We start from the raw sequence: 21,689 nt of genomic DNA, 5'->3' as shown, positions 1-21,689 counted from the left end.
CGGCAGGAGCCGTTCCGAGCAGCTCAACAAACTGATCGGCCATCCTTCGTACCGTCCAGGGGCGCGTCACGGAGGCATGGTAGGCGCTCCTCACGGCGCCCTGATCGCAAGGGCCAGAGCGGCAAGGCTCTTGCTCTGTGCTGGGGGTGCTGGCGTCGGCTTTGTTCGGTGGACTAGGTTGCGGGGATGACTACCGGGACGGCATCGCGCCACACACGGATCGGTGACCCGGTGCTCTTCTGAGCGCCGTACGGGTCGGTGCGGGCCCGTTGTTCGATCCAGGATCTTGCGCTGCTGCGCGGGCGCCGCCTCCGTCGTGTTGATCACAGGACACATCAACCACGACAGGAGAGTTCATGCCCACCAAGATGTTGCACATTCCCACCGCGGACGGCCAGGCCGATGCCTTCGCCGCCTTCCCCGACGATGGCGAGCGGCACCCAGGGGTGCTGATGTACGCGGACGGCTTCGGCATCCGGCCCGTGCTGCGGGATATGGCCCGCGAACTGGCCGGCCACGGGTACTACGTGCTCGTCCCCAACTTCTTCTACCGCCACGGCCCGGCACCTGTGTTCGAACTTCCCGAGCACATCGGAGAAGAGGCCCGGACCGCAGTCATGGGTCAGCTGATGCCCCTGATTGAGGCGCACACCGTCGAACGGACCCAGCGCGACGCCGACGCCTACCTCAGGTTCCTCACCACCCAGCCCGAGGCCTGCGCCGGACCCGTCGCGGTGACCGGCTACTGCATAGGCGGCCTCCTGGCGGTACGCACCGCCGTGGCCCACCCCGGCCAGGTGGCCGCCGTCGCCGGCTTCCATGCCCCCGTGGGCGCCGCCGGGCCCGACAGCCTGCGCCGCCTCACCGCCGAGGCCCACTTCGGCCACGCCGAAACCGACCTGACGCCCGAAGCCCTCGCCGAGCTCAACCAGGTCCTGGACGCCGGGGGCGTCGACTACACCTCTGAGATCTACCCCGACACCGTGCACGGCTTCACCATGGCCGACACCGACGCTTTCAACCCCGCGGCATTGCAGCTTCACTGGGACCACCTGCTTCCCCTCCTCGGCCGCAATCTGGCCAACTGCTGAGGCTCCGGCCCGGAAACCGCACCTGAAGAGGTCCGCCGTTCGCTCGGGAGCCTTACGGCCTTGTCGGCGCGGACGTTGTCCGGTCGGGTGCGCAACCGTCCGATCATGTGCCGTGTTCCGGCAGGGTGAGATCGGGTCAGGCGGTGACCCAGTAGGTGCGGGTGTTGGTGAACTCGCGGATGCCGGCGGCGGCCAGTTCGCGGCCGTGGCCGCTGCGCTTGGTGCCGCCGAAGGGCACGCGGGGATCGGAGGCGACGATCGCGTTGACGAAGGCGGCTCCGCTGGTGATCCGGCGGGCCAGGGCGACGCCACGGCCGGGGTTGGTCGTCCAGACGCTCAGGCCGAGCCCGTACGCTGTGGCGTTCGCGAGCCTTACGGCGTCCTCGTCGTCCCGGGCCACCGCGATGGCGGCGAGCGGGCCGAAGGTCTCCTCGTCGAAGGCGGGCATGCCCGGACCGGTGCCTGCCAGGACGGTGGGCTGGTAGTAGAAGCCGTCGCCGGGCACAGGCTTGCCGCCCGTCAGTAGCAGTGCTCCGGCGGCTACGGATTCCTCGACCTGCCGCTGGATCGCCGCCCGGAGATCGTCGCGGGCGAGCGGGCCCACCTGCGTCTGCCGGTCACGCGGGTCGCCGACGCGTAGCGCTTCGGCACCGGCCACGAACGCGGCGGTGAACGCGTCCGCCACGGAGGCGGCGACGATGAAGCGCTTCGCGCACACGCAGCTCTGCCCGGAGTTGGTGAAGCGCGCCTTCACCGCGGCCGCCGCGGCCGTTTCGATTTCGGCGTCGTCCAGGACCACGAACGCGTCCGAGCCGCCCAGTTCCAGCACGGACTTCTTCGCCGCGCGCCCGGCCGCCGCGCCGACGGCCGCGCCCGCCCGGTTGCTTCCGGTGAGGGTGACTGCCGCGACCCGGTCGTCCTCGATGAGCCGGGCCGTCGCGTCGGGCACGTCGGTGTCGGCGATCACCAGCGTGGTCACCAGGTGTTCCGGGAAACCGGCGTCGACGAAGAGATCCTGGAGGGCGAGCGCGCTTCCGGTGACGTTGGGGGCGTGCTTGAGCAGGACGCCGTTGCCCGCCACCAGGGAGGGGATGGCGAAGCGCATGACCTGCCAGACGGGGAAGTTCCACGGCATCACGGCCAGGACGAGTCCGGCGGGCTCATACGCCACCCAGGCTTCCGCCCCGTCGACCTCGACGCGCTCGTCGGCGAGGATGCCGGGCCCCTGCCGGGCGTAGTACTCGGCCGTGACCGCCGACTTCTCGATCTCACCTTCGGCCTCGGCCACCGGCTTGCCCATCTCGGTGACGGCGAGGGAAGCGAGGTGATCCTTGTGCTCGCGCAGGGTCCGGACAAGTCGCTGGGCGCGCGGCACGCTCGGTGACCGGCACCAGGGCCCAGACACGGCTCACGGCGTGGGCCCGCGCCACCGCGGTCTCGATACGGTCCGCGTCCCAGCCGTCGTAGGTGGCTGTCAGCTCGCCGGTTGACGGGTCGACGGTCTGGATGATCCTGCTCATGCGGTGGGTGCCCCTCCCTTGTCGTGCTCCGAGAGGTGCTCGAAGGTCTCGCCGGTGGCGGTGATGGTGCGGGTGACGTCCCGGCCGCCGTAGACCCAGTAGATCCGCAGGACGCCCTCGCCGCGATTGATGAAGCGGTGCGGGATCCCGGCCGGGACCCAGGTGGCCTGGCCGACCTCCAGGTCGAGGAACTCGCCGTCGATCTCCGCGGTCGCCTCGCCTTCGAGGATCAGGACCGACTCCTCGACGTTGTGGCTGTGCAGGGGCAGGCCGGTGCCGGGCCGGAAGACGGTCTGGCCGGTGGTGATCACGGCCGTCGCCGAGTTCCACTTGCCGACGTAGGGGACGGTGGCCACACCGCCACCGCGGTCGAAGCGTTCGACCTTGTCAGGGTGGATGAGGAGGTGGTCGCTGCACATGGCGGTGGCTCCGTTCAGGAGTGGTGGAACAGGCGGCGGGAGAGCGTGTTGACCTGGGTGCCAGGGACGACGTACTTGGCCGCGGCCTCGCGCCAGACCTTGAAGTGGGGTGCGGAACGGTGGGTCTCGACGGCCGCCTCATCTTCGTAGATCTCGTGGAAGACGAAGTGGTGGTCGTCGGTCAGGTCGCAGACGACGTCGAAGTAGCGGCAGCCGGGCTCGTCCGTGAAGGAGCGTTCGGCGTTCTCCTTGATGGCCGCGAGGAAGTCCTCCCGGCAGCCGGGGGTGACCTGGAGGGAGACGGTCAGGGCGATCATGCGGGCAGCTCCTGGGAGTTGGCGGGGAGGGGCAGGGGTACGGCCGTGGCGGCGGCGATGCGTTCGAGGGCGGTCCAGGTGTCGTCGGCGAGCGTGATGCCCTCGGTGCGCAGGCGCTCGGCGGTGCGGGTCTCCGGCTCGCCGGGGACGAAGACTTCGGCCGTGTGCGGGGCGACGGGGGTGGACTTGGTCTCCTCGATCAGGGCCTCCATCCGCTGCTCGAAGTCGGCCGGGTCGGCCATCGAGCGGATGTCGATACAGATCAGCAGGTGGCCGACGCCGCTGCGCCCGGTGGGCCGGTAGGGGCCGACGACCGCCGAGCCGAAGGCGCTGCCGGTCAGCACGCCCGCCAGCACGTCGAACATGAAGGAGATCGCGTAGCCCTTGTGACCGGCCATCGGCAGGATCAGGCCCTCGATCGCGCGCCGCGGGTCCGTGGTCGGCACACCGTCCGCGTCGGCCGCCCAGCCCTCGGGGATCGGCTCGCCGCGCTCCTTGGCGTGGTAGATCTTGCCGCGCGCCACGGCCGTGTTGGCGATGTCCATCACAACAGTGCCGTAGCGGCCGCCGGGCGCCGCGATCGACCACGGGTTGGTACCGACCCGTTTCTCCCGGCCGCCCCACGGGGCCATCGCCGGACTGGCGTTGGTCGCCAGCAGTGCGACGCAGCCCTGCTCGGCGGCCTTGCGCGTGAAGTATGCGGCGGTCCCGAAGTGACCTGAGTTGCGGACCGCGACGGCGCTGATGCCGTGCTCGCGGGCCCGCTCCACACCCCAGCGCGTCGCGCGGTCGGCGAGCACCTGACCGAGACCGTCATGGCCGTCGACCACGACCACGGCGCCGTTGTCGCTCACGACCTCGGGGGTCGCGACCGCGGCGGTCGCTCCGCCGGCGACACGGCTCAGATACCAGGGCAGGCGCAGCATCCCGTGGGACGGGTGGCCCCACAGCTCCGCCGTCACCAGGGTGTCCGCGAGAAGACGGGCGTCCGCCGACGGGACTCCGTGGGCTTCGGCGGTGGCTGCGGCGAAGCCCAGCAGGTCGGTGGCGCCGACGGTGTGCGGCATGAGGCGGCCTCTCGCATCGAGAAGTGAGTGATGTATGCGCCGAGTGATGTATCCACTCCTGTATACAGCACTCGATACAGTGGCACCACAGGCAGCCCCCGATGGTGTGCCTCAGCCTGCGACGTCCAGCGACACATCCGTACCGAGTGTCGGATCGAGGCCGGTCAGGCTGTCGATGAGCGCCTGCAGGGTCTGCGCGAGGTGGTGCCGGCAGGCCGCCTCCGCCGCTTGGGCGTCCCCGTGCGTAACCGCCTTCAGCATCGCGCGGTGCTCCTCCAGGGAGGTCAGCATGCGGCGCGGACCGCTGTGCGAGAGATGGCGCAGACGTACGGTCTGGCTGCGCAGGTCGCGAATCGTGCGGGCCAGGTACGGGTTACGGCAGGCCGCGATGACCGCCTGGTCGAACGCCTCGGTGATGCCGTAGAACTCCTGGTAGGAGCCCGCCTGCGCGGAGGAGTCCAGCGCACGGAAGGACTCGTCGAACACCTCAAGACGGACAAGGAGTTCACGGAACGGCACCAGTGTCCGCTCATCCGCGGCGCCCACCGTGGCGACCGAGGCGGCCGCGCGGGGCTCCAGGAGCATCCGGAACTCGAACAGCGCCCGGACCCCGCCCAGCGAGATCGCGGCCACCCGGGCCACCTCCCCCGGCACGAAGTCGACCAGCCCCTCCCCCGCGAGCCGCCGGATCGCCTCCCGCACGGGCGTCCGCGAAGCCCCCAGTTCCTCCCCCAGCTGGACCTCGCCGAGCTTGGCCCCCGGCCGCAGCCGCAGCGACTCGATGTCGCCCTTGAGCCGCTCGTAGACCGCCTCGCTCTTGCCAGTCGCCCGGGCCATGAGACTCCCTGTCCATCCCTACCGCACACTTTTCTGTATACAGCTTACGGGCGACGGTGCATCCACCAGTCGGAGATACGGCTCGCAGACACGTCTCGGTCCTGCCTCAAGCCGACGACCCCACTGCCGGACCCGGACTTTCGCCCCACGCCCCCGACCGGTCGCGGGACGGGGTCCCACCGGACGCCGCTTCCTGGACCACCAGCGCGCCGCGCCCATGGCGTGGACGTACTGGCGCCCTCGGGGCCCTTTTGTGTTTTTCTTAAGACTCAGGCCGGTCCGGCTTCATTCCTGGTCGGGGGCCTGCACGAGAGGCGGCCACGTCGGATGGACGGGAGCCCCCGCGAGGTTTCCTGCAGTTCGCGCGAGAGGGCGTGAGCCCATAGAGGCGCAGCACCGCGCCGGATTCACCCGCCCGGGCTACGCTGCCGGGCGTACCGGCAGCAGGACTTCGGAAGCGGAACGCCGGCAGTGACAGGGCCGGCTCTCCAAGTCTTCGGCCTGGTTCGAGCCCGCCTCCCCACGGTCCCTCCCCTCATCATGGGTCGGGCCCTGTGGCTTGCGAGCAACGCACGGGCCGGCCGCAGCATCGGGTGGTGGGCGTGGGTCTTCTGGGCCGTCGACGACATCCCGGACAGCGCCCAGCGGCTGCGGGAGGCCCTTGTCGCGGCCCTGAAACGGCGGCTGGTGTCTCGCTCCACCCTCCCGAACATCTCCCACCGAGCCCTGTCGGAGCTTGATGCCCGGCTGCTCCTCGGCGGCGCCGCTGACATCGGCCTCTGCCATGCAAGGCGCACCTGCACGAAGGCGACCGTCGTCCTCAAGGCGCTGATGCGGCGCGCCCCGGAGGCGCCGATGATCATGACCCTGCTGATGACCATGCCCGAATGGGCCACAGACCCGGACCGCTGCCTGTCCTTCCCGGACAACATGCTGGTTGCCTGCCACATGCCGCCAGGCTTCCCCGGATGCGGGACGGAGGCTTGAGCGCTGCCAGGCGGCGAGCCAGCCTTTCGGTGAGGCCCTTCGCAGCAGCGCAGGCCTTGAGGTTCCGACCGAAGCAGCCCGCGGAAAGGGGCTCTGGCCGTAGGGCGCAGTGACAGGTACCGCGCTCAGTCACACCCCGCGCAGGTCACCGACTCGACTGAAATCCCGAGGTTCACGAACTGCTGCGAAGCCTGCGCGTTGCCGTCCGGCAGCCGCTCGGCCATCGGCTGGATCGACTTGCGACGGCCGCCCAGCATCAGCGCCCGCAGACAACACCCGCCCACCGCCGCTGATCCCGCCGCGGAACCGACCCGAAGACATCCGCAACGAACCCCGCCAACTCTCTGCGGAGCCGTTCCACTTCCCCCAGTTTCACGCCACGAAGAGGCCCACCACCAGGCGAGATCACGCGACGTAACGAGGCACTATCAGCGACGAGGACGGTGGCGGTGGCTGAGGCTGAGGCTGAGGGTCTTCACCGCCAGGGTGGTCAGGACGAGCACTCCCGCCGTCTCGACGTACAGGGTCGGGCGGACCAGCTCCGCGTCGATGTACTCGTTGAATCCGAACAGGCCCGCGGTGAGGCTCAGGACCAGAGCGCCCAGCGTGCCGGCCGTGAACAGCGCGGTGACGGCGGCGATTGGGCCGAGCCCTCGCACGGGCGCGACCAGCAGCGCCAGGGCGAGCAGGATGCCGACGACGCCGTTGATCAGGAAGAGTGGCCCGATGGTGGCGAGGTCCCGGTAGCCCTCGGCCCACAGGCGCAGATGGATCGCGGCCATCGCCGCCGTCAGCCCGGCGCCGGCCAGGCGCAGGACGAGCGTCGCGGCCCCTCGGTCAGTAGCCATCGCCCGGAGATGTGTTGTTGCCGGACGGCGCCGGGGCTCCACCGACGGTGATGTGCGTCTTCATGCCGAGGTCCTTGTGTCCGTCGATGGGGCAGTAGACCTCGTACGAGCCGGACTTAAGCGTCACCGTGAGGGTCGTGGACTGGCCCGGCTCCACCGTCTTGCTGCGGTTCTCGCCGCCGGGGCCCTCTATCTCCAGGGCGTGTTCGTGCGAGCCCGTGTTCGTCGCGGTGAAGGTGTACGGGCCGGGCCGGAACTTCTCCGTCGAGAGCTTGATGTGGAAGTCGGACAGCTGCGCCGTGACCGGGGCACCGGTGCTGCCGCTGGTGCTGTTGCTGCTACTGCTGCCGTTTCCGCCGCCTCCGCAGGCGGCGAGCACGGCGGTCAGGCCGCCGGCGGCCACGCCGAGGAGCAGGCGGTGGCGGATGTGCGGGGTGGTCATGAGTCGGTCCTCCGGATCGCCCCCCGCAAGGGGTACGGCGCTGCCGGGCCAAGGGATTGCGCCCCTGCGGGATCGCGCGGGCGGAGAATGGACATAAAGGCAATCCCTTCCGGGCGGCGGAACGTATGCCTGGTATGTGGCGCATGGGCCTCTCCCTCGGGCGGGTCCCCGACGAGGCACTGCTCACCGGTCTGACGACGGGCGATCCGGAGCTCGCCGTCGCGTTCGTGCGCCGATTCCAGCGCACGGTCTTCGGCGTGGCCCTCGCCGTCCTCGGCGACCCCCAGCTCGCCGAGGACATCGCCCAGCAGACCTTCGAGCGGGCCTGGCGCCACGCACAGGTCTACGATCCCCGGCGCGGCTCCGTACGGTCCTGGCTGACGTCGATCGCGCACAACCTCGCGATCGACGCGGTACGGGCCCGGCGGGCCAGCCCCCTCGACCCGCAGGATCTGGACGCGCTGCTCGGCACCGTGACCGAGACGCCCGAGCGGCGGGCGCTCGCCGACGACAGCGCGGAGCGGGTCCGGCGGGCGGTGGCGGAGCTGCCCCGGGAACAGGCGCGGGCCCTGGTGATGGCCGGGATCTACGGGATGACGGCGCGGGAGGTCGCGGACACGGAGGACATTCCGCTGGGCACGGCGAAGACCCGGATCCGGACCGGGACGCTCAAGGTACGGGCCCTCCTCGAAGCGGCGGAGAAGCGGTGAGCGGCATGGAGTGCGAGCGGCTGCGGGAGCTGGACGCCGAGCTGGCGCTCGGGGTCCTGCCGGCCCGCGAGCGCGCCGAGGCGGTCGCCCATCTGGACCGCTGCCCGGACTGCCGGGAGCACGTCGAGCGGCTGACGGCGGTCGGCGACGGTCTGCTCGCGCTGCTGCCGGGCGCCGAGCCGCCGGTCGGTTTCGAGAGCCGAGTCGTACGGGCCCTGGATCCGGTGCCCACGCCGAAACGGCGCAGGCATCGCCCACGGCTGGCGGCCGCCGCCGTGGCCGCGGCCCTCGCCTGCGGCTTCGGCGGATGGGCGATCGGCACGGTGGTCGAGGCCGCGCCACCGCCGGTCACACAGCGCACCGACGCCGGCCTGCGGGAGGCGGCCCTGGTCTCCGACGGTCACGAGGTGGGCCGTATCTACACTCACGCGGGTGACGAAGGCTGGGTGTACATGTCCGTCGACCTGGGCGGGAACGGCCGGGGCCCGGTGCGCTGTCTCCTCGTACACGTCGATGGATCGACCGTCCCGGTGGGCTCCTTCCCCCTCAAAGACGGACACGGATACTGGGGCGCACCGGCCACGACCGACCCGGCCACCCTGACCGGCGCCCGCCTCACGGCCCCGGACGGAACCCTCCTGGCCACGGCAAGCTTCCCGACCAGCCATTGACGTGCTCCCTGGCCTAAAGTCCGGGGATTCCGGGCTGGGTCGTCTGACCCTTCCGGGGGCTTCCTGCTTCACCGCGCTGCGCGGGCACGGGTGCCCGTCTTACCGGCGCTCCACAGGCGTTTGGCGTCTCCGCCCGTCCGGCGGCGACGATACGGCGTCCCTCGAAGAGGATATTGCGGGCTGCGTTGTGGTCGCGGTCGTGCACGGTGCCGCACTCGGCGCACGTCCACTCCCGGACGTGCAGGGGCTTGGGGCCGTCCCGGAATCCGCAGGCCGAGCAGATCTGCGAGGAGGGGAAGGCCCGGTCCACCTTGGCGAAGGTGCGACCGTGCAGAGCCGCCTTGTACTCCAGCATGCCGACGAACGCGGACCATCCCGCGTCGTGCACGGACTTGGCGAGCCGGGTCCGTCCGAGACCGGACACCGCGAGGTCTTCCACGTACACCGCTTGGTTGTCGCGGATGATCTGTGTGGATGCCTTGTGGTGCCAGTCCCGGCGCCGGTCCGTCACCTTGGCGTGCTGGCGTGCGACCTTGATGCGGGCCTTGGCCCGGTTCTTCGATCCCTTGACCTTGCGGGACAGCTCCCGCTGACAGCGTTTGAGTTTCTTCTCCGCCCGGCGCAGGAAGCGTGGGCTGTCGATCTTGCGGCCGTCGGACAGGACGGCGAAGGCGGACAGGCCGAGGTCGATACCGGCGTCGGTCTCCGCCTCGGGGAGGACGTCCGGCTCGGTGTCCACGACGAAGCTGAGGAAGTACCGCCCGGAGCTGTCCTTGGTGACGGTCAGAGAAGTCGGGGCTGCCGGAAGCCGGCGCGACCACCTGGCCTTGAGGTTGCCGACCTTGGCCACGTACACCGTGCCGTTGTCCTGGACGGAGAAGGCGTTGGTGTTGAGGCGGATCGGCTGCCGGGTGTCCTTCTTCGACTTGTACCGGGGCGGCCCCACCTTGCGGCCCTGCCGCTTGCCCTTGACCGAGTCGAAGAAGTTCTTGTAGGCGGCATCGAGGTCCCGAAGGGACTGCTGCAGGACGACCGCCGACACGTCGGCGAGCCAGGCGCGCTCGGCGGTGCGCTTGGCCTGGGTGATGCGAAGCCGGGACAGATCCGCCGACTTCACATACGGCAGCCCTGCCGCGTGCGCTTCCTTGCGGTCACGCAGGCAGTCGTTCCACACCACGCGGGCACACCCGAACGCCCTCGCCAGCGCACGGCGCTGGGAGGCATCCGGGTAGGCCCGGTAGTTGTAGCGGAGCTGCATGACCAAGATCCTAATGCGATTGGTCTCATGGGTGAGCTGGACGACCACAGGCGTGGCAGACATGTGGTTTCGGCGATGCACGTGCATTTGGTCTTCGTGACGAAGTACCGGCGCGGAGTGTTCGACGACGAGATGCTGACGCGCTGCGAAGAGATCATGCGCAAGGTCTGCGAGGACTTCGAAGCGGAGCTGAAGGAGTTCAACGGCGAACGTGATCACGTCCACCTCCTGGTGCACTACCCGCCGAAGGTCGCCGTCTCCAAGCTGGTCAACAGCCTCAAGGGCGTCTCTGCCCGGCGGATACGGCAGGAATTCACCGGCCGGATCAACCGCGCCATCATGCACGGGCACCTGTGGTCGCCCTCCTACTTCTCCGCGTCGTGCGGCGGTGCACCGATGGCGATCGTCCGCCAATACATCGAGCAGCAGAAACGTCCGCTCTGAAGTGCACGTCAGAGCACTCTTGAGATGCATTCATCCCCGGCGTGAACGCCGGGGCTTTCTGCAAGGAACCCGGTAATACTTCGTCACGCCGCGTGGCCTCGCCTGATGGTGGCGTCTTCGTGGTGTGAAGTGACGCTCGGCCCTCTCCTCGAACTGCCTTGAGCAGACGGGAACTCCAGCGGGCGCCGCCGTCGCCCTCATGTGGCGGGGATCACATCAGCGCGAAAACCTGCCGCCCGGCTCCGGCGTCTAGCGGGTGTGAGATCAGTGAGAGCAGCGGTGCACGAGGTGGACGAGGAGCGTCTCGTCCGGCTGGTGGCGAGGGGTGATCGGGCCGCGTTCGAGGAGTTGTACCGGCGGACGTCGCCGTGGCTGGCGGTGCGGCTGCGGCGTCGGTGCGGGGACGAGCAGATCGTCGCGGAGGTCATGCAGGAGACCTATCTGGCGGTGTGGCGTGCGGCGGGGGCGTTCGCCGGGGCCGCGGTGGGCGGGACGGCCACCGGATGGCTGTGGACGATCGCGGCGCGTCGTCTGGTCGACGCGTTCCGGCGCCGGGCCCACCACGCGGAGCCGCCGCCGGCCGCCGCCGTGGCCGACGCGGCGCCCGCCGCCGAGGAGGAGGCGCTCGCGGCGACCGTCGGCGGTGACGTCGGGGACGCGTTGCGGTGCCTCGCGCCGGAACTGAGACAGGTGTTGCAGGCCATGGTGCTCGACGGGCTGTCGGTCCGGGAGACCGCGGTCCTGCTCGGGCTGCCCGAGGGCACGGTCAAGACCCGTGCCCGCCGGGCCCGGATCGCGATGCGGAGGGCGCTGGCATGAGTGTGGAACACGCGTCGAGGCGGATCATCGAGGGTTACGCGCGTGGCGGCGCCGACCTGGCCGCCGACGAAGTGTGGGCCGTCGAGGCCCATCTGGAGACGTGCCGGGGGTGTCGTGACCGGCTGTCCGCCGCCGTCGACGCCGGGGTGCCCGCCGTGGTGTCGCTGGTCGACACCGTGTGGTCCGGCCTCGAACCCCAGTTGGCGGTCACCGCCACCATGCCGCGCGGACGACCCTGGTCGGCGCGTCTGTCGAGGTGGATGACGCCCGCGATGGTGCCGTGGCTCGCCATGGTCGTCGGTGTGACGCTGCTGGCCCTGCTGCTCGACCTGGTCGGCACCGGTACCGGCGAGGTGTCGCTGGTGCTGCTGTTCGCGCCGGTCCTGCCGGTGCTCGGCGTCGCGGCGTCGTGGTCACGCGAGCTGGACCCGGCGTACGAACTGACCGCCTCGGTGCCCAGGGCCGGGCTCCATCTGGTGCTGCGGCGCACCGCGTCCGTACTCGCCGTGGTCGTCCCGGCTCTGCTGGTGGGCGGATGGGCGACGGGGGTGATGGTGGCTCAGTGGCTGTTGCCCTGCCTGGCCTTCACCGCCACGACACTGGCGCTCGGTGGCGTCGTCGGCGTGACCCGCGCCGCCGTTGGACTGGCCACCGTGTGGGCCGCGGTGGTCGTCGTGCCGACGCTGGCCACCCGCCGTATCACCTTCGCCCTCCAGGCGGACGGTCTGCCCGTGTGGGCGCTGATCCTCGCCCTCGGCATCGGTGTCGTGATCGCCCGCAGGGGCGCGTACTCCGTGCTGGGAGCCCATCGATGACCCTCGGAAAGGAACACCACATGATGTCCGCGGTGACCGCGGCCGACCTCGCGCCGACGCCGTACGCCTGGGAGATCCGGGCCACCGGCCTGAAGGTCAGGGTCGGCAGGAAACGGATGGCCGTCGACGGGCTCGATCTGTCGCTGGGCACCGGCGTACACGGCCTGCTCGGCCCCAACGGGGCGGGCAAAACGACCCTCATCCGGGCGCTGGCCACCGTGCTGCGCCCCGCCGAGGGCACCCTGGAGCTGCTCGGCGAGTCCGTCGGCGGCAGGGGCGAGCACCGTGCGCTGCGCCGCCGTATCGGCTATCTGCCGCAGGAGTTCGGCTACTACAAGCGCTTCACGGTGCGCGAGTTCGTCGAGTACATGGCCTGGCTGAAGGAGGTGCCCAAGGCGGACATCCCCGCGGCGGTGCAGCGCGCCGTGGAGCGCGTGGGCCTGGCCGACCGCGCGGACGAGAGGATGAAGGCCCTGTCGGGCGGCATGATCCGGCGGGTCGGCATCGCGCAGGCCATCGTCAACGACCCGTTGATCCTGCTGCTGGACGAGCCGACGGTCGGGCTCGACCCGGCCCAGCGGCTGCGGTTCCGCGAGCTGTTGCAGGAGCTGGGCACGGACACCTGCGTGGTCGTGTCGACCCATCTGGTGGAGGACGTCGCCGCCGCCTGCACCGACGTGGTGCTCTTCGCCGAGGGCCGGCTGGTCTTCCAGGGCCCACCGGACGAACTGGCCTCGGTGGGCGGCCCGGAGCACGAGGGTGACAGCCCCTTGGAGCGCGGCTACTCGGCCATGCTGCTCAACCCCCGCCAGGGAAGGGGCTCCTGGTGAACCTCCGTGTCCTTCGCATCGAGTTGCGCCGCTCCGTCGCCCCGTGGGCCGGCGCCGTCGTCCTGACGACCGCGCTGGCGTTCCTGTACACGCTGAACGGCGCTTGGTGGAGCGGCACCACGGCGTGGACGGCCCAGTGGACGTCCCTGGCCATGTGGACCCGCTCCCTGCTGTTCTATCTGTGGCCGCTGGCCGTGGGGCTCGGCGCGCTTCAGGGCCTGCGCGACCACCGCTCGAAGATGTCCGAGCTGCTGACGACCACATCGCGTCCCGCATGGCAGCGCGCGGCCGCGCTGTCGGGCACGACGGCGATCACCCTGGCCGCCGCCTTTGGGCTGCTCGTCCTCGTGGGCGGGGTCCAGGTGCTCGCCCACAGCGAGTACACGCACCTCGGGTGGCTGCCGATCTCGCTGGTGGGGGCACTCTTCCTGGTCGCGGGTGCCGTGCTGGGCATGGGCGCCGCGCGGGCACTGCCGTCCGTGCTCACGCCGCCCGCGCTCGCCATGGGCGCCTTCGTGTTCACGGCACTGATGCACATGTCGTTGGGCCGGACGCGGACGACCATGGCGGAAGGACTCCCCGGCACGGAGCCGAACCAGATCTCCCTGCTGTCACCGGAAGTGGAAGAGGTCCGCAACGTGCTCCTCACGCTCTCCGCGTCCGTGCACGTCGGCCAGACGATCTGGCTGCTCGGCATGGCCGCGACCGGCTTCGCGCTGCTGGTCGCCGTGACCCCACGCGCCCGGCTGATCGCCCTGACGCCCGTCGTGGCGGGCGCGGTGCTCGCCCTGCTGGTCCTCCCCTCCGACCCGCGCCGGATGTACGTCGTCGACGAGGCCGCCGCGGAGCTGGTGTGCGACGGCCCGGTGTGCGTGGCCAAGACGCACCAGGACCGACTCACCGACCTGGCGGGTCCCGGCAAAGAGGCGCTGCACCTGCTGCACAGTGCCCTGGGTGAGCGGGCGCCGGTCTCGGTCCGCGAGAACACCGCAGTACTGCCGGAGGGCACCACACCACGATGGTCCGCCGAGACCGTGCTCCTCGACTTCGACGACGACATCGTCGCCGCTGCGAAGGACGAGGAACTGACCCGGTCCCTGATCGCCGAGGGCATGGTGCCGGACTGCACCCCCGTCGGCTGGACCAGCGTGGGAGGGGACCTGTACGCGCAGACCGTCGCGGCGAGCTGGGTCCTCGGCGACTTCAAGCCGCTGCCCGGCACGCTGTCGGAGAAGCTGCGCCGCGAGGTCGACGCCGAAACCCGAGCGGTGTGGCGGGAACTCAAGGCGCTCGCGCCGGCCGAACAGCACAGGCGGATCAACGCGGCACGCGCGGCCGCCCACTCGTGCGAGGGCGACGCCTTCGACGCGCTGAACGGCGGTAAGTCCCGGTGAGGTGGCTGACGCTGTACGCGCGCTCGCGTCAGGTACCCGCGTCGCTCGCCGCCGTGGTGATCAGCGCGGTGGCGGTGTGGGCACTCGCCCGGGACGGGGGCGCGGGGGCCGGTGATCCGCGGCTGCCCGTGCTCGTCCTCGCCGCGGGCGCGATGGCGGCCTCGACGGGACTCAGCGGGCAGGACCTCGCGCTGGACCGGACGGCCGCGATCCGCTGGGTGCCCCGCAGAGCGGCGCACGTGTTGCTCGCCGGCACGGTCGTCGCCGTGGTGCTGCTGGCCGTGCAGGCGGTGGGCGAGGACATGGCCACCACCGCGTTCGTCGTCCGGGACAGTGCGGGCCTGATGGGACTGGTCGCCCTGGGCGCGGCGGTCTCGGGCGGCCAGTACGCGTGGACGCCGCCGTTCGCCTGGCTCTCGTTCGTGTTCTTCGCCCCGCCGCCGACGAGTACGCCGATGCGTGTGGCCACCTGGATGCTGCTGCCACCCGGCACGGCGGCGGGCACCTGGACGGCCCTGGCCCTGGCGACCGCCGGCACCGCGGCGTACGCCATAGCGGGACCGAAGCGGTAGCGACGTTCGTGGCCCCCGCCCGGGGGTTACCGGCTGCGGCTACGAGAGCCGTTGTACTGCGAGTCGGTGACGGGTTCGGCCCACCGGGTCTCGGGGGATCCGTCACCGGTGGCTTCCCACAGGGCGATGTGCTCCATGAAGCGGTCGGGGACGGCACCGTGCCAGTGCTCCTCGCCGGGTGGGCAGCCGACGGTCTCCCCGGGGCGGGCTTCGAGGACCGTGCCGTCGCGGGTGCCGATCAGGGCGATGCCGGACACCACGTGCAGGGTCTGGCCCACGGCGTGCGCGTGCCAGTTGGTGCGGGCGCCGGGAGCGAAACGTACGAGGTTCGCCCGCATCCTGGAGGGTTCCTGACCGGCGACGATGACGTCCCACCAGACGTCGCCGGTGAACCAGTCGGCCGGCGCCTTGCTGGTGGGCTGGGACTTGATGAACTCCATTGGATTTCCTGTCGGTTCGGATGGTGGTCGTCCGCCGGGGCGGCCCGATCAGACGGTGTCGATACGGACCTGATCGGCCCGCGCGAGATGTGTTGTGTCGGCGCCGCGGTCGAGGCGGCCGAGGATCACCAGGCCCGGAGAGCGGTGGCCGTCCCGGTAGAAGAGGGCCAGATTGCCCCAGGGGGCGTAGAAGGCCAGGTCGCCGGCATTGGGGTCGGCTGCTGGCGGCGCGTCGGCGGTGGACAGCCGCTTCGGCAGGTCCGCGATGCGTTCGGTCTGCTGGAAGTCGTCCGGGTCGAGCGTCAGCGGAAGCAGCGCGGCGAAGTCCCGCGCGGCGGCGCTGCCGTTCAGCGTGGCCTCGATGACGCGGCCGTCGACGGTCAGCCGGATGTTCATGTACGTGCTCCTCGTGGACGGCGCCGACGGCGCTCGCGGCGTCGATGCCGATGCCGCGGGCTGCTCGGCGCTGGGGCGCTGCGTCGCCGATGCCGCGCCGGTGCCGCCGCAGGCTGTCACCCCCGCCGACAACACGGCGATGGACAGGGCCGTACGGGTTACGGCCCCTCGCCGCATCAAGCGGCCGGCATCGGCTCGGCGTAGTGCCGGAACCCGTCGCGGTGGGTGTGCAGGGCGTAGAGGCGTTCGGCCAGGGCGGTGGGACTGGAGTGCTCGGAGTCGGGGCGGATGGCGCCGGGGACGATCAGTTGGGCGGCGTGGATGTTCTCCGGGGCGAGCGCTTCGTGGAGCATCGCGGCGTACGCGCTCTCGGCGGCGAACGCGATCGAGGTGCCGGCGCGCTCGGGGTGCGGTCGTACGGCACTGCCGCCGTTGACGAACAGCAGGGTGCCGCGTCCCAGGGCCCGCATGCCGGGCAGGACCGCGTGGACGCATGTGACGGGCGCCTTGACCGAGAAGGCGAGCGGATCGTCGAGGCCGGTCGCGGTGGTGTCCAGGACCGGCTTCATGAAGTCGGCGTGCGGCACCGGGCTGAACTGGAGGATCTCGACCGGGCCGAGTTCCTCGGCGGCATTGGTGAGTGCCGTGGTGAGGGTGGCGGGGTCGAGGACGTCGGCGGTGTAGCCGCGGGCCCGAACGCCGTCGGCCGTGAGGTCGGCGACGAGCCGGTCGAGGTGCTCCGGGCTGCGCGACAGCAGCGCGACCTCGTGGCCGGCGGCACCGAAACGGCGGGCGCTGGCGAGGCCGAGCCCCGAGCCCGCGCCGACGAGAGCGAACGTGGTCACAGTGAGTCCTTCCGAGATGGGGAAGTGCCCGGTCGGGCGATGCCCGGCCGTGGCGGTCACGGCTTGAGGAGTGCCTTGATCGCGCGGCGCTCGTCCATGGCCCTGTACCCCTCGGCGACCTGCTCCAGCGGCAGGGTGAGGTCAAAGACCTTGCCGGGGTCGACGCTCCCGGTCAGGACGCGGTCGATCAGGTCGGGCAGATAGCGGCGCACCGGGGCGGGGCCGCCGCGCAGGCCGACGTGGGAGTAGAAGAGTTCCTGTCCGTCGACGGCGACGTCGTGCGGGACGCCGACGAAGCCGACGTTGCCGCCGGGGCGGGCGGAGTGCAGGGCCTGCCGCATGGACTGCTCGGTGCCGACGCACTCCAGGACGGAGTCGGCGCCGATGCCGTCGGTGAGGTTCTTGACGCGGGCGACGCCGTCCTCGCCGCGTTCGCTGACGATGTCGGTGGCGCCGAACTCCAGGGCGAGCTTCTGCCGGGATTCGTGCCGCGACATCGCGATGATCCGCTCCGCGCCCAGTTCCTTGGCCGCGATCACCGCGCACAGGCCGACCGCGCCGTCTCCCACGACGACCGCGGTGGAGCCGGGCTTGACCTCGGCGGCGTCGGCGGCCCACCAGCCGGTGCCCAGCACGTCGGAGACCGCCAGCAGGCCGGGCCAGAGCCGCTCGTCCGGGATGTCCTCGGTGGCGACGAGCGTGCCCTGCGCGTTGGGGATGCGCACGTACTCCGCCTGGCAGGTGCTCATGAACTCTCGGTTCAGACAGCTGGACTGGAAGCCGTTGCGGCAGTTCGCGCAGGTGTTGTCGGAGGTCGCGAAGGAGCCGACGACGAACTGGCCCGGCCGGACCGCGGTGACCTCGGACCCGACCTCCTCCACGAAGCCGACGTACTCGTGCCCCATCGGGTGGGCGTGCCCCGTCGGCACCACGCCGCGGTACGGCCACAGGTCCGAGCCGCACACGCAGGTCACGGCCGTCCGGATGACCGCGTCGGTCGGCTTGAGGATCTTCGCATCGTCCACGGTCTCGAAACGCACGTCACCGGGGGCGTGGATCACTGCTCCGCGCATGAAAAGAGTTCCTTACGTACTGTTGCGGCCGACGCACGGATCGGTGTGCCGACAGCCGCCGGATGCGGTTGCCGACCCGGTGCGGGCGACGCGTCGCGCGCCGCGGTCCCGGGCCGAGCGCCTCGTCCGCCCCGGGGAGCGGACGCCGGGCGCCACGTCATCCAGGAAACCGCCACTTCGCGCGGGCAGCGAGTCACCGGTGAGGGGTGTACTGGCAGTACATCGCTCCGGCCGCCAGCGGGCCGTACCGTCGAGGCATGGACAACCGTGACGAGGTCCGCGAGTTCCTGACCTCGCGGCGCGCCAAGATCAGCCCCGAGCGGGCCGGACTGCCCGCGGGCTCCCGCCGCCGCGTGCCCGGCCTGCGGCGCAGCGAGGTCGCGGCCCTGGCCGACATGAGCGTCGAGTACTACGCCAAACTCGAACGCGGTCATCTCGCCGGTGTCTCCCCCGCCGTCCTGGAGGCCGTCGCCCGGGTGCTCCAGCTGGATGACGCCGAGCGCGCCCATCTGCTGAACCTGGCGCAGGCCGCCGACGGCTCCGACGCCCTCAGCCGCCCGAGGCACCGGCGCGCCAAGGGGCAGTGGAAGGCCCACCGCAGCCTGCAGTGGACGCTGGATGCCATCACCGCGGGACCGGCCTTCGTGCGCAACGGCCGTATGGACATCGTCGCGACGAACCAGCTCGCCCGCGCCTTCTACCGCGACATCTACGCCACCCCCGGCAACCAGGCGAACCTCGCCCGGTTCCAGTTCCTCGACCCCGCCTCCCGGCGCTTCTACCCCGACTGGGACCTGTTCGCCGACATAGCCGTCGCCATCCTGCGCACCGAGGCGGGCCGCAATCCGTACGACAAGGAACTGCACGACCTCGTCGGTGAACTGTCCACCCGCAGCGAGGAGTTCCGTACCCGGTGGGGCGCCCACAACGTCCGCCGCCACGGAACCGGAACGAAGCGCTTCCACCACGAGGTCGTCGGCGAGGTCACCCTCGCCTACGAAGGCCTGGAACTGACCGCCGAGCCCGGCCTGACCCTGACCATCTACGCCGCGGAGCCCGGCTCGGCGTCCGAGGAGAGCCTGCGCCTGCTCGCGTCCTGGGCCGCCACCCACGAGGCCACGGCCGGCGAGGAGCTGCGGTCATGAAGGGAACGGAGTGACCGTGAGCCGGATCCTGGTGACGGGCTCCGCGGACGGGCTGGGGAGAGCCGCGGCGGACGAACTGCTGTCCACGGGCCACGAGGTCGTGGTGCACGCCCGCAACGAGGAGCGCGCGGCCGCCGTCCAGGACCTGGTCGACCGCGGGGCCGACATCGTCCTCGGCGACTTCACCGACCGTGACGCGGTGCGCCACATCGCCGCCGAGCTGAGCGACGCCGCGCCGCTCGACGCCGTGATCCACAACGCGGGCGTGTGGAGCGGGCCCGCCGTCATGCCGGTCAACATCATCGCGCCGTACCTGCTCACGGCCCTGCTGCCCGGACCAAGCCGACTGGTCTATCTGAGCAGCGGCTCGCACTACCAGGGGCGGGCCTCCCTGGACGGCGTCGACTGGCGGGGAGACAAGCCCGGGTCGTACGCCGACAGCAAGCTGTTCGTCACGACGCTCACGGCCACGGTGGCCCGCCTGCGGCCCGGAGTGCTGAGCAACGCCGTGGACCCCGGCTGGGTGCCCACCAGGATGGGTGGCCCCGGCGCGCCGGACGATCTCGAACTCGGCCACCGGACACAGACATGGCTCGCCTCCACCGATGCCCCACAGGCACTGACCAGCGGCGGCTACTGGTACCACCGGCAACGCCAACGACCGCACGCCGCAGTGCACAACGAGAACTTCCAGGACCGCCTGCTGCGCGTGCTGGGCGAAGAGACGGGTGTCTTGCTCACCTGACGGCGGCGTACGTCATCCAGGGCGCCCGCCTGAAACAGGGCAACTACGTCACCCCGACCATGTTCGCCGACGACTCCGAGTACGGCCCGTTCGGCGGCTACAAGGCAAGCGGCATCGGCCGTGGGCGCTATCCGAGCCAGCCCTTCACCTTGTCGGGGTGTGCCTCGACCCACTTCTTCGCCGCCGCTTCCGGCGTCATCTTGTCGAGCGCGATGTATTTGGCGACGGTGTTCTGGTCGTCGTTGGTCCAGTTGAAGTTCTTCACCAGGTCGTAGGCCGGGCTGCCGGACTTCGCGAAACGGGTGCTGACGATCTTGTCGAGGTCGAACACGGGGTAGTCGCAGTCGACTTTCGCGGGATCGGCGTCGCAACCCGCCGTGTGCTTGGGCAGGTCGATATGGGCCAGCGGCACCTCCGAGAAGAGCCACTGCGGCTCGTAGAAGTAGCCGATCACCCACTTCTTGTTCTGCTCGGCGTCCCGGAAGGCCTGGATCAGCGCGGTCTCACTGCCCGCGTACACCACCTTGAAGTCCAGCTTCAGGTTCTGCACCAGGGCCTCGTCGTTGGTCTGGTACGACGGGTCGCCGTCGAGGAGCTGGCCCTTGCCGCCCGACTCGGACGTCTTGAATTTCGAGGCGTACTTGTTGAGGTTCTTCCAGTTGGTGATGTCCGGGTACTTCTTCGCTATCCACGGCGGGATGTACCAGCCGATGATTCCCTTGTTGCCGGTCGGGCCGAGATTGACGGCGGTTTTCTGCTCGGTGATGTACTTCTTCTTCAGGTCGGGGTGGCCCCAGTTCTCCACGATGGCGTCGACCTCGCCGGACTCGAAGCCCTGCCAGCCGATCTCCGCCTTCAGATCCTTCTGGACCACCTCGCAGCCGAGTTCCTTCTCGGCGACGTGGGCGATGACGGCCGCGTTCGCCTCGTAGCCCACCCACGGGCTGACCGCGAGGTTGAAGGTGCCGCACTTCCCTGGACCGCCGCCCGCCGCGCCGGTGTCCTCGCCGACCTTCGCCCCGCCGCACGCGGTGAGGGTGAGGCCGAGGACGGCTGTCGCCGCGACGCCGGAGCGCCACCTTCGTACTGGTTGTGGCATGGTCCTGCTCCTTGTGGGCCGGGCGCCTGGCGCCGTGCGGATGGTGGGGTGAAGGGGCATCAGGTCACGTCCAGGGCGCACCGGAACCCGACGTTGCCGGTCGCCGAGTCCGGGAAGAGGCCCTGCCGGGCGGCGACCCGGTAGCGGCGGCAGTAGGAGGCGTGGCACAGGTAGGAGCCGCCCTTGGTGACGCGCTGTTGTCCGCCGTGGGAGGGGGAGAACGGGTCCGCGCACCATTCCCAGACGTTGCCGGTGGTGTTGTACAGGCCGAAGCCGTTGGGTTCGAAGGCGTCGACGGGGCAGGTGCCGTACCAGCCGTCGGCGGTGGGGTGCCGGTTCGGGAAATCGCCCTGCCACACGTTCATCCGGGGGCGTCCACCGGGCTCGAACTCATCGCCCCAGGGGAACACCTTCGCGTGCAGGCCCCCTCGGGCGGCGCGTTCCCACTCCGCCTCGGTGGGCAGTCGTTTGCCGGCCCAGGCGCAGTAGGCGCGGGCGTCGTCCCAGTCGACGTGGATGACGGGATGGTCCGGCCGGGTCTCCCAGGTGGAGTGCGGTCCGTCGGGACGGCGCCAGTCGGCGCCCTCGACCTGCCGCCACCAGGGCGCGGCCGCCACCGCCCGGGTGGGCGGGAAGTCGTCCGGGAGCAGCCCGGCGAAGACGAACGACCAGCCGATGCGCTCGGCGGAGGTGCGGTACCCGGTGTCTGCGGTGAAGCTTGCGAACTGTGCGTTGGTCACCGTGCGGGCGTCGATCCAGAAGGCGTCGACGTGGACCGTGCGTACCGGGCCCTCGCCGTCGGCCGGATACGCGAGCTCGTCCTGGCTGCCCATGAGGAATGGCCCGGCGGGGACGGCCACCATGCCCTCGGGCGTGGCCTGCCGGACGGCGGTCGGCCGGGGCCG

26 protein-coding genes and 1 pseudogene are annotated in these 21,689 nt (G+C 70.8%); 12 read left to right on the top strand and 15 right to left on the bottom strand.

Annotated features, from left to right (window positions below; all coding sequences use genetic code 11):
• Positions 1-356 precede the first annotated feature (356 nt).
• Complete coding sequence (locus tag IE325_RS38110) at positions 357-1,091, top strand: dienelactone hydrolase family protein (protein ID WP_190074742.1); 735 nt, start codon at positions 357-359, stop codon at positions 1,089-1,091.
• Between the two features lie 136 nt (positions 1,092-1,227).
• Here IE325_RS38110 and IE325_RS38105 read toward each other — a convergent pair whose 3' ends face one another.
• From IE325_RS38105 to IE325_RS38085, 5 genes are all read right to left on the bottom strand, one after another.
• Positions 1,228-2,466, bottom strand: coding sequence for an aldehyde dehydrogenase family protein (locus tag IE325_RS38105; RefSeq protein ID WP_229912306.1), 1,239 nt, complete (start codon positions 2,464-2,466; stop codon positions 1,228-1,230).
• Between the two features lie 141 nt (positions 2,467-2,607).
• Positions 2,608-3,030, bottom strand: a complete 423-nt coding sequence (locus IE325_RS38100; RefSeq protein ID WP_190074741.1) for a cupin domain-containing protein — start codon at positions 3,028-3,030, stop codon at positions 2,608-2,610.
• Positions 3,031-3,044: 14 nt separating this feature from the next.
• Positions 3,045-3,347 carry a putative quinol monooxygenase gene (locus IE325_RS38095; RefSeq protein ID WP_190074740.1) on the bottom strand — a complete coding sequence of 101 codons (303 nt, stop codon included), beginning with the start codon at positions 3,345-3,347 and terminating at the stop codon, positions 3,045-3,047.
• Positions 3,344-4,414 (bottom strand): Ldh family oxidoreductase, encoded by a 1,071-nt coding sequence (locus tag IE325_RS38090; RefSeq protein ID WP_190074739.1) that lies wholly within the window; start codon positions 4,412-4,414, stop codon positions 3,344-3,346. The genes IE325_RS38095 and IE325_RS38090 overlap by 4 nt, the downstream gene beginning before the upstream one ends.
• Positions 4,415-4,525: 111 nt before the next feature.
• Positions 4,526-5,251: a GntR family transcriptional regulator gene (locus tag IE325_RS38085; protein ID WP_190074738.1), complete on the bottom strand. Its 726-nt coding sequence runs from the start codon at positions 5,249-5,251 to the stop codon at positions 4,526-4,528.
• Positions 5,252-5,791: 540 nt separating this feature from the next.
• Here IE325_RS38085 and IE325_RS38080 point away from each other — a divergent pair.
• Positions 5,792-6,238 carry a hypothetical protein gene (locus IE325_RS38080; protein ID WP_190074737.1) on the top strand — a complete coding sequence of 149 codons (447 nt, stop codon included), beginning with the start codon at positions 5,792-5,794 and terminating at the stop codon, positions 6,236-6,238.
• A 170-nt stretch (positions 6,239-6,408) separates the two neighbouring features.
• On the opposite strand, the pseudogene IE325_RS38075 reads toward IE325_RS38080, so the two are convergent.
• The 3 genes and pseudogenes from IE325_RS38075 to IE325_RS38065 form a co-directional block, all read right to left on the bottom strand.
• Positions 6,409-6,614 (bottom strand): annotated as a pseudogene (locus IE325_RS38075) (transposase); the annotation flags it as partial.
• Positions 6,615-6,666: 52 nt separating this feature from the next.
• Entirely contained in the window at positions 6,667-7,086 is a 420-nt protein-coding gene (locus tag IE325_RS38070) for a hypothetical protein (RefSeq protein ID WP_190074736.1), read from the bottom strand.
• Positions 7,076-7,528, bottom strand: a complete 453-nt coding sequence (locus IE325_RS38065) for a plastocyanin/azurin family copper-binding protein (RefSeq protein ID WP_190074735.1) — start codon at positions 7,526-7,528, stop codon at positions 7,076-7,078. The genes IE325_RS38070 and IE325_RS38065 overlap by 11 nt, the downstream gene beginning before the upstream one ends.
• Before the next feature lie 134 nt (positions 7,529-7,662).
• Between IE325_RS38065 and IE325_RS38060 the strand changes: the two genes are divergently transcribed.
• Both IE325_RS38060 and IE325_RS38055 read left to right on the top strand, forming a co-directional pair.
• Positions 7,663-8,238 (top strand): RNA polymerase sigma factor, encoded by a 576-nt coding sequence (locus IE325_RS38060; RefSeq protein ID WP_190074839.1) that lies wholly within the window; start codon positions 7,663-7,665, stop codon positions 8,236-8,238.
• A gap of 5 nt (positions 8,239-8,243) precedes the next feature.
• Complete coding sequence (locus tag IE325_RS38055) at positions 8,244-8,909, top strand: anti-sigma factor family protein (RefSeq protein WP_190074840.1); 666 nt, start codon at positions 8,244-8,246, stop codon at positions 8,907-8,909.
• A gap of 13 nt (positions 8,910-8,922) precedes the next feature.
• Here the strand turns inward: IE325_RS38055 and IE325_RS38050 are convergent, their stop codons facing one another.
• Positions 8,923-10,167, bottom strand: coding sequence for an RNA-guided endonuclease InsQ/TnpB family protein (locus IE325_RS38050; RefSeq protein WP_190074734.1), 1,245 nt, complete (start codon positions 10,165-10,167; stop codon positions 8,923-8,925).
• Positions 10,168-10,194: 27 nt separating this feature from the next.
• Between IE325_RS38050 and tnpA the strand changes: the two genes are divergently transcribed.
• The 6 genes from tnpA (at position 10,195) to IE325_RS38020 (ending at position 15,041) form a co-directional block, all read left to right on the top strand.
• On the top strand, positions 10,195-10,611 hold the full coding sequence (tnpA, locus tag IE325_RS38045) for an IS200/IS605 family transposase (RefSeq protein WP_190074733.1): 417 nt from the start codon (positions 10,195-10,197) through the stop codon (positions 10,609-10,611).
• Between the two features lie 267 nt (positions 10,612-10,878).
• Complete coding sequence (locus IE325_RS38040) at positions 10,879-11,430, top strand: RNA polymerase sigma factor (protein ID WP_373315296.1); 552 nt, start codon at positions 10,879-10,881, stop codon at positions 11,428-11,430.
• Positions 11,427-12,245, top strand: coding sequence for a zf-HC2 domain-containing protein (locus IE325_RS38035; RefSeq protein WP_190074731.1), 819 nt, complete (start codon positions 11,427-11,429; stop codon positions 12,243-12,245). Before IE325_RS38040 ends, IE325_RS38035 begins: the two co-directional genes overlap by 4 nt.
• Positions 12,242-13,075 (top strand): ABC transporter ATP-binding protein, encoded by an 834-nt coding sequence (locus IE325_RS38030; RefSeq protein ID WP_190074730.1) that lies wholly within the window; start codon positions 12,242-12,244, stop codon positions 13,073-13,075. Before IE325_RS38035 ends, IE325_RS38030 begins: the two co-directional genes overlap by 4 nt.
• Complete coding sequence (locus IE325_RS38025; protein ID WP_190074729.1) at positions 13,072-14,469, top strand: hypothetical protein; 1,398 nt, start codon at positions 13,072-13,074, stop codon at positions 14,467-14,469. The genes IE325_RS38030 and IE325_RS38025 overlap by 4 nt, the downstream gene beginning before the upstream one ends.
• Positions 14,466-15,041: a hypothetical protein gene (locus IE325_RS38020; protein WP_190074728.1), complete on the top strand. Its 576-nt coding sequence runs from the start codon at positions 14,466-14,468 to the stop codon at positions 15,039-15,041. Before IE325_RS38025 ends, IE325_RS38020 begins: the two co-directional genes overlap by 4 nt.
• Positions 15,042-15,067: 26 nt before the next feature.
• Here the strand turns inward: IE325_RS38020 and IE325_RS38015 are convergent, their stop codons facing one another.
• The 4 genes from IE325_RS38015 to IE325_RS38000 all read right to left on the bottom strand — a co-directional run bounded on the left by IE325_RS38015 (position 15,068) and on the right by IE325_RS38000 (position 17,795).
• A complete protein-coding gene (locus IE325_RS38015; protein ID WP_190074727.1) occupies positions 15,068-15,481 on the bottom strand; it encodes a (R)-mandelonitrile lyase in 414 nt (137 codons plus the stop codon).
• Positions 15,482-15,529: 48 nt separating this feature from the next.
• Positions 15,530-15,877 (bottom strand): cyclophilin-like fold protein, encoded by a 348-nt coding sequence (locus tag IE325_RS38010; protein ID WP_190074726.1) that lies wholly within the window; start codon positions 15,875-15,877, stop codon positions 15,530-15,532.
• A gap of 176 nt (positions 15,878-16,053) precedes the next feature.
• The gene (locus IE325_RS38005; RefSeq protein WP_190074725.1) at positions 16,054-16,722 is read right to left on the bottom strand and encodes an SDR family oxidoreductase; all 669 of its coding nucleotides are present in this window, start codon (positions 16,720-16,722) and stop codon (positions 16,054-16,056) included.
• Between the two features lie 56 nt (positions 16,723-16,778).
• Positions 16,779-17,795: a zinc-dependent alcohol dehydrogenase family protein gene (locus tag IE325_RS38000; RefSeq protein WP_190074724.1), complete on the bottom strand. Its 1,017-nt coding sequence runs from the start codon at positions 17,793-17,795 to the stop codon at positions 16,779-16,781.
• 257 nt (positions 17,796-18,052) lie between these two features.
• Here IE325_RS38000 and IE325_RS37995 point away from each other — a divergent pair, with 257 nt between their 5' ends.
• Together IE325_RS37995 and IE325_RS37990 are read left to right on the top strand one after the other, a co-directional pair.
• Positions 18,053-18,940 carry a helix-turn-helix transcriptional regulator gene (locus tag IE325_RS37995; RefSeq protein ID WP_190074723.1) on the top strand — a complete coding sequence of 296 codons (888 nt, stop codon included), beginning with the start codon at positions 18,053-18,055 and terminating at the stop codon, positions 18,938-18,940.
• Positions 18,941-18,956: 16 nt separating this feature from the next.
• Entirely contained in the window at positions 18,957-19,685 is a 729-nt protein-coding gene (locus tag IE325_RS37990; protein ID WP_190074722.1) for an SDR family NAD(P)-dependent oxidoreductase, read from the top strand.
• A 127-nt stretch (positions 19,686-19,812) separates the two neighbouring features.
• Here IE325_RS37990 and IE325_RS37985 read toward each other — a convergent pair whose 3' ends face one another.
• Both IE325_RS37985 and IE325_RS37980 read right to left on the bottom strand, forming a co-directional pair.
• The gene (locus IE325_RS37985; RefSeq protein WP_190074721.1) at positions 19,813-20,784 is read right to left on the bottom strand and encodes an ABC transporter substrate-binding protein; all 972 of its coding nucleotides are present in this window, start codon (positions 20,782-20,784) and stop codon (positions 19,813-19,815) included.
• A gap of 59 nt (positions 20,785-20,843) precedes the next feature.
• Complete coding sequence (locus tag IE325_RS37980; protein WP_190074838.1) at positions 20,844-21,647, bottom strand: formylglycine-generating enzyme family protein; 804 nt, start codon at positions 21,645-21,647, stop codon at positions 20,844-20,846.
• Positions 21,648-21,689 lie beyond the last annotated feature (42 nt).

Origin of the sequence: Streptomyces lanatus, assembly GCF_014655715.1 — a bacterium.
Taxonomy (GTDB): domain Bacteria; phylum Actinomycetota; class Actinomycetes; order Streptomycetales; family Streptomycetaceae; genus Streptomyces; species Streptomyces lanatus.
Note: the sequence above shows the minus strand (reverse complement) of the source record. Positions and strands in the feature narration are given on the sequence as shown.

What these genes read in the sequence shown, in the direction of transcription:
- IE325_RS38110 (WP_190074742.1), top strand. Translation starts at nt 357, where the DNA reads ATGCCCACCAAGATGTTGCACATTCCCACCGCGGACGGCCAGGCCGAT.
- IE325_RS37980 (WP_190074838.1), bottom strand. Translation starts at nt 21,647, where the DNA reads ATGGTGGCCGTCCCCGCCGGGCCATTCCTCATGGGCAGCCAGGACGAG.
- IE325_RS38100 (WP_190074741.1), bottom strand. Translation starts at nt 3,030, where the DNA reads ATGTGCAGCGACCACCTCCTCATCCACCCTGACAAGGTCGAACGCTTC.
- IE325_RS38055 (WP_190074840.1), top strand. Translation starts at nt 8,244, where the DNA reads ATGGAGTGCGAGCGGCTGCGGGAGCTGGACGCCGAGCTGGCGCTCGGG.
- IE325_RS38065 (WP_190074735.1), bottom strand. Translation starts at nt 7,528, where the DNA reads ATGACCACCCCGCACATCCGCCACCGCCTGCTCCTCGGCGTGGCCGCC.
- IE325_RS38010 (WP_190074726.1), bottom strand. Translation starts at nt 15,877, where the DNA reads ATGAACATCCGGCTGACCGTCGACGGCCGCGTCATCGAGGCCACGCTG.
- IE325_RS37985 (WP_190074721.1), bottom strand. Translation starts at nt 20,784, where the DNA reads ATGCCACAACCAGTACGAAGGTGGCGCTCCGGCGTCGCGGCGACAGCC.
- IE325_RS38070 (WP_190074736.1), bottom strand. Translation starts at nt 7,086, where the DNA reads ATGGCTACTGACCGAGGGGCCGCGACGCTCGTCCTGCGCCTGGCCGGC.
- IE325_RS38085 (WP_190074738.1), bottom strand. Translation starts at nt 5,251, where the DNA reads ATGGCCCGGGCGACTGGCAAGAGCGAGGCGGTCTACGAGCGGCTCAAG.
- IE325_RS38060 (WP_190074839.1), top strand. Translation starts at nt 7,663, where the DNA reads ATGTGGCGCATGGGCCTCTCCCTCGGGCGGGTCCCCGACGAGGCACTG.
- IE325_RS38080 (WP_190074737.1), top strand. Translation starts at nt 5,792, where the DNA reads ATGGGTCGGGCCCTGTGGCTTGCGAGCAACGCACGGGCCGGCCGCAGC.
- IE325_RS38000 (WP_190074724.1), bottom strand. Translation starts at nt 17,795, where the DNA reads ATGCGCGGAGCAGTGATCCACGCCCCCGGTGACGTGCGTTTCGAGACC.
- IE325_RS38095 (WP_190074740.1), bottom strand. Translation starts at nt 3,347, where the DNA reads ATGATCGCCCTGACCGTCTCCCTCCAGGTCACCCCCGGCTGCCGGGAG.
- IE325_RS38015 (WP_190074727.1), bottom strand. Translation starts at nt 15,481, where the DNA reads ATGGAGTTCATCAAGTCCCAGCCCACCAGCAAGGCGCCGGCCGACTGG.
- IE325_RS38050 (WP_190074734.1), bottom strand. Translation starts at nt 10,167, where the DNA reads ATGCAGCTCCGCTACAACTACCGGGCCTACCCGGATGCCTCCCAGCGC.
- IE325_RS38035 (WP_190074731.1), top strand. Translation starts at nt 11,427, where the DNA reads ATGAGTGTGGAACACGCGTCGAGGCGGATCATCGAGGGTTACGCGCGT.
- IE325_RS38030 (WP_190074730.1), top strand. Translation starts at nt 12,242, where the DNA reads ATGACCCTCGGAAAGGAACACCACATGATGTCCGCGGTGACCGCGGCC.
- IE325_RS37995 (WP_190074723.1), top strand. Translation starts at nt 18,053, where the DNA reads ATGGACAACCGTGACGAGGTCCGCGAGTTCCTGACCTCGCGGCGCGCC.
- IE325_RS38090 (WP_190074739.1), bottom strand. Translation starts at nt 4,414, where the DNA reads ATGCCGCACACCGTCGGCGCCACCGACCTGCTGGGCTTCGCCGCAGCC.
- tnpA (WP_190074733.1), top strand. Translation starts at nt 10,195, where the DNA reads ATGGGTGAGCTGGACGACCACAGGCGTGGCAGACATGTGGTTTCGGCG.